Source organism: Serratia sp. (in: enterobacteria), from assembly GCF_046715635.1.
In the GTDB taxonomy this organism is placed as follows: Bacteria; Pseudomonadota; Gammaproteobacteria; order Enterobacterales; family Enterobacteriaceae; genus Chania.
Genome location: NZ_JBKJYW010000334.1, coordinates 1 through 4928, shown reverse-complemented (window position 1 = coordinate 4928; position 4928 = coordinate 1). Strand labels below are relative to the sequence as shown.

Sequence of the window (4928 nt, the reverse complement as noted above, 5' to 3'; positions counted from 1 at the left end):
GAGCGCTTGTATACGGAAGATCCCCCCATCAAGTCATACAGGGTTAGTACAATATTTCTGCTGATGCGAAATGCGTTGTAACGGGCTAAGGCGGTGATCACACGATCATCTAGAGAAAAAACCTCCTGGTTTACTAATTTTTGCCACTGCCTATCCAGGCTGGAGTAAACGCTGCTACGCGCAGCCGCCAGATCCATTTCTGCACGGGATATCGCCGATTGCACACGAACGTCATCTCTCCAGGGGATACCCGTTTCCCTATCGTTCCGTTCAGCCACCTGGCTACGCACATAATCCAGACAAGCGCGAGCCATCCCCAGTGGGACACCTGGCATTTTTCGTAATATTGCGTCTGGGCTGCAATGGAGAGGCCCCTGTTTATAAGGCCTGGAGAAAGAGAAACTACGTTCATCCGGAATAAACAACTGCGTCGCTGAATAATCGAGACTGCCGCTACCCGCAAGCCCAGTAGTAAACCAAGTGTCGTTTATTTGAAAATCTGCTGGCGTAGCCACCATCACACGCCACTGTTTTGCTTCCCCCGTCTGTGCATCTGGCTCCAATACACCATCTTTGTAAACGAAACAGCCTGCAACCAGGACATCACAATGCGTAACACCGCTGCTAAAGCGCCATTGACCACTGATTTTGAAGCCACCGGGAACCCGTTCTGCCTGTCCATGAGGATGGATCCACCCCGAATTCGCCATATCCAACGATGGGTAGATTTGGCGAGCAATCTCATCAGGGAAAAATCCAGAATAAATACCGGAATCCATGCCTATCATGCTGCACCAGGCGGCAGACACATCACCTGTCGCAATTATTTCAACCAGTTCGGTTTGTTGCACCGACGTCAGCTCTGGCCCTCCCCAGGCTTTTGGCATAGCAGCCCGGAAAACCCCTGAGTCTCGCAACAGATCCACAACGACTTTCGGCAAACAGCGTTGTTCTTCAATTGATGCCGAATATTCACGTAACAGAGGAACGATCTGCCGGGCTCGATGAAGTATGTCGTCAACAGTGGATGGGATTTCGGAGAGACGCTGAGTCCCCGTCGTGATAGCAATCATGGTGTTTTGCTCCTGATAGGTCACGGCCCGTTAGGCATAACGACCCGGTGCGATAATTGAATTCGGGTCAAGCATTTGCTTGATGCGTAATACCAACTGATGTGATGGTAGGTCCCGTTCTAGCAGGCCCTTCCAATGTGAATGATCAATATCTAATCTGTAAGGATAAAATCCAGCCTCAGTAAATAACTCATAGGCCAGATCCAACGCTTGATGGGCTTGTGTAATCTCTTCCTGATTGGGTTCAAAACGCAGCGATACCACCAGGTCGATAAGGTCAGCGGAAAGCGCATTCACCGTCGTACCAGCACGTATGCCGGTTTTTTCGTAGATGATGTCGATCAGCGTAAAAGCCTTAACAATGGCATCGCTATTGAAGGGAATAAAAGGAAGGAAGAATAACCAGCCGCTACCCGCAGGATCCACCTGTGTGGCATCTTGGCCAACTGCAGATTTCAGCATTTTTTCGTTATAAGAAGGATCGCCCGCATATGCATGTTCGACAACCTGTAGCACAAAGTCATTAGCTGCTGCAGGCGCAGCATCTGACCGGGTTACTTGGGTGAATTGCTTGCTTTCAGCGACTTCGTCAAGAAGTACTTGTGTGATAGCGTCCACCCGCCGTTCGGTGCCAGAAACGCATAGCAATACCAGATGTTGCCCGGGCATCCCCCCATACGACTCAGTAGAAACAGCGTCATAAATTTTAAGCACGCCGGAGACAAGATCCTGCGCGAACCAACGTCGTAATACCGAAATAGCCGGGTGAATATTTTCCTGCGGAAAACTCAATCTCAATACACATTGAGCTTCTGGCCGAGGTAATAATTTGACCACCGCAGCAGTGACAATTCCAAGATTCGATTGTGTAAACAGTGGCAATAACGAAGGGCCCAACCCATTAATATTAACCGCTGTTTTCTTTAAGGTCTCTGGCCACCACCCCACTCGGATCAACTCGCCGTCCGGAAGTACAACTTCTAAACCGGCAATATCTTCAGTCCGCTGACGTTGTAGCCCAACGCCCCGATCAAGCGCATTGCCAAGTACGCTGGTATGCCCCGATGAGGCTGTTACATTGAGCATCCGTTCTGTGCCAACCAGTGTCTGGAATAATTCAAGCTGTGTGACACCAGGTTCAATCACTGCCCATCCTGACGAACTGTCGATGGCTCGTTGGGCCTTCAAATGCCCAAGGTCCATCAATACAACACCATCCGTGGCTGGTTGCGCAGACCCTAGGCCCCAGTTTTTCCCTGTGCTTATCGCGTGTAGACCGATATGTGTTTTGAATTGATTGAACAGGCGAATAATCTGCTGAACCTGTTTCACCGTATGGGGACGAATGACGGCATGAATAGCGCGTGATCTGAATTGACTGACATTGCGTTGCGGGGGCAAGGGCAGTGAGCTCATTGGCTTATTATAGGTTAAATTCTCCTCGCCGATCAGTTGCTCAACCTGAACCAGCACCTGTTGTAGTGCCGTGAAATTTATCGGTTGCGAACTTCTATTAATTTGATCCATCAACATTTATCCTTGAGAAAGCGTCGTAGTCCGATTTAAGGACAACTTAAATCCTGCACTGGCCGAACGGCTATAGTGCCAGGCAGAAAGATGTGAAGTGGTTCACCATGACGTTTGCGCCAATTCACATGAGCGAGCAAACGGATCACTCTGGGGATCATTATCTGGGTGGGGAGTTCCGCAGCACATAGCATAGGGATCCTTCCCCAACCCGCTTCTTGAGCCGCCAGAGGGGGAAGCTCGCTAGTCAAATCCGGGGTAACGGTGAAAATGAAACTAATCAAGTCTGCATGACGCAAACTATTGCGAGTAACGAGTTGGCTAATTAAGGCCGAGGTACCTGACGCAATCAAATCAGGCGTATCGGATGCGATTTGTATGGCCCCTCTTATCGTACGGAGTTGAGAAGAGCAACAACCTATCCTCCTTGTCTGTTTGCGCATATCGATCCCTCAATTTTGTGACAAAGCAATGGTATTGGCGTCCACCGGTCAGCGGTCGAAATCAGCGCTATGCAGCTAGCCGTTGCTAATTCTTTGAACCGCGAAAAGACGATGCATTATCAGGTTTTTATCCATTTCTGTAATAACAATTACAAAAACCTAACACCCTTGCCAAATTCAATCAAGTGAATTATGTTATTACCACTACAGAAATAAAGTGAGGTAAAAAAGGCATGTCGGTAAGAGGAAGACCTCTTAGTTTTGATCGAGGGCTAGCACTCAAACGTGCGATGGAGGTGTTCTGGTCGAAAGGTTATGAGGGAGCACAATTGGTTGATCTCACAACAGCAATGGGGATCAATCCACCCAGTTTCTATGCAGCTTTCGGTAACAAAAAAGCGGCATTTTGTGAGGCCGTTGACCTGTATATTGAGACTATAGGGTGCAAATCAGCACATGCTCTCAATACTGCCAAGACGGCACGTGCAGGATTAAAAGCCATGCTTAAATGCACTATTGATGTCGCTACATCCAATGAATCCGGAGGGTGCCTCATTGTGTTAGGCGTAGTGAATAATTTTGCTGAAAACCATGAGGTATGGGCATACCTTAAAAATGCGCGCCGCAAAACATTGGCTATGATCCATGCCCGTCTTGAACGAGGCGTGATGGAAGGGGATCTCCCTGCGAATACCGATGTCAAAGTGCTCGCTTCCTATTTTTTAGGGCTAACGCAGACTATTTCATTTCAAGCCCGCGATGGCGTCTCACGTACTGCGCTCACACGTTTGATAGATCCAGCAATGGCCGCTCTCCCGCTTACATAAGCGTGCAAGCATCCCAGGTATAAACATTAACCCCCTCGGAACCCGCCGCCAGATCACACCCTCAATATTTAATATGAAAAGTACAATTTTTACCTGAACGTTACATTCCTTTAAATCACCTTGCGCATACTCATCCCACGCCCACCCCTACCGAGGGAACCAACTGATGAAAACTAGCAACCCGATGCTGGAAAAATTACTGCCCATTCTGCCACTTATCGCTGCCAATGCCGCACAGGCAGAAAGCGAACGAAAAGTACCGGGCACAGATATGAGGCCGCGAGTTGATGGGTTTAGAGCCCGATCCAACGATGGTGTAACGAGCAGGAGTTCCTATTTAATGACACATCACACAGAACCAGCCCTGGATCCCCGCGCATTCCGGCGTGCGCTGGGCAATTTCGCGACCGGCGTGACGGTAGTGACAGCGGCAACAGCCGATGGCACCCGCGTGGGAGTCACGGCCAACAGCTTTAACTCGGTATCACTGGATCCGCCGTTGGTCTTGTGGAGCATTGATAAACGCTCCGGCAGCTACTCAATCTTTGAGCAGGCCAGTCACTTCGCCATTAATGTGCTGGCCGCCGATCAGATGGATATTTCCAATCGCTTTGCCCGCCCCAGCGAGGATAAATTTGCCGGGATTGAGGTGGAGGTCGGCGCGGGTGACGTACCTTTGCTTACCCACTGTGCCGCACGCTTTCAGTGTGAGAAATATCAGCAGGTTGACGGTGGTGACCACTGGATCCTGATTGGTAAAGTGGTGGCGTTTGACGATCTGGGCCGCGCCCCGCTGGTGTATCACCAAGGATCCTACTCCATGGTGCTGCCTTATCCGCAGGTGGTGGAGCGCGTTGCACAGAACCCAGTAGGCAGCGCCAGACAGGAACGCTTGAATAACAACGTCTTCTACTTGCTCACCCAGGCGCTACGCAGCTATCAAAGCAGCTACCAGCCCAAGCAACTCTCCACCGGGTTGCGAGCCAGCGAGGCCAGAATGCTGCTGGTGCTAGACAGCGACGCCTGCCTTGATAAAGCCTGCCTGCTGGCAGAAATGG

The 4928-nt window shown here is 50.1% G+C and carries 5 protein-coding genes; 2 read left to right on the top strand and 3 right to left on the bottom strand.

What is annotated here, in order from left to right; all coding sequences use genetic code 11:
* The 3 genes from ACLQ7H_RS17735 to aroH form a co-directional block, all read right to left on the bottom strand.
* Positions 1 to 1073, bottom strand: a 1073-nt coding sequence (locus ACLQ7H_RS17735) for a hypothetical protein (RefSeq protein WP_411753794.1), incomplete at its 3' end; no start/stop codon positions are given.
* A gap of 30 nt (positions 1074 to 1103) precedes the next feature.
* Complete coding sequence (locus ACLQ7H_RS17730; RefSeq protein WP_411753793.1) at positions 1104 to 2600, bottom strand: FAD-binding oxidoreductase; 1497 nt, start codon at positions 2598 to 2600, stop codon at positions 1104 to 1106.
* Between the two features lie 35 nt (positions 2601 to 2635).
* Positions 2636 to 3043: a chorismate mutase gene (gene aroH / locus ACLQ7H_RS17725; RefSeq protein ID WP_411753792.1), complete on the bottom strand. Its 408-nt coding sequence runs from the start codon at positions 3041 to 3043 to the stop codon at positions 2636 to 2638.
* 233 nt (positions 3044 to 3276) lie between these two features.
* Between aroH and ACLQ7H_RS17720 the strand changes: the two genes are divergently transcribed.
* Complete coding sequence (locus ACLQ7H_RS17720) at positions 3277 to 3870, top strand: TetR/AcrR family transcriptional regulator (RefSeq protein WP_411753791.1); 594 nt, start codon at positions 3277 to 3279, stop codon at positions 3868 to 3870.
* Between the two features lie 340 nt (positions 3871 to 4210).
* Positions 4211 to 4928: p-hydroxyphenylacetate 3-hydroxylase reductase component (locus ACLQ7H_RS17715; protein WP_411753790.1), on the top strand; the 718-nt coding region annotated here is incomplete at its 3' end.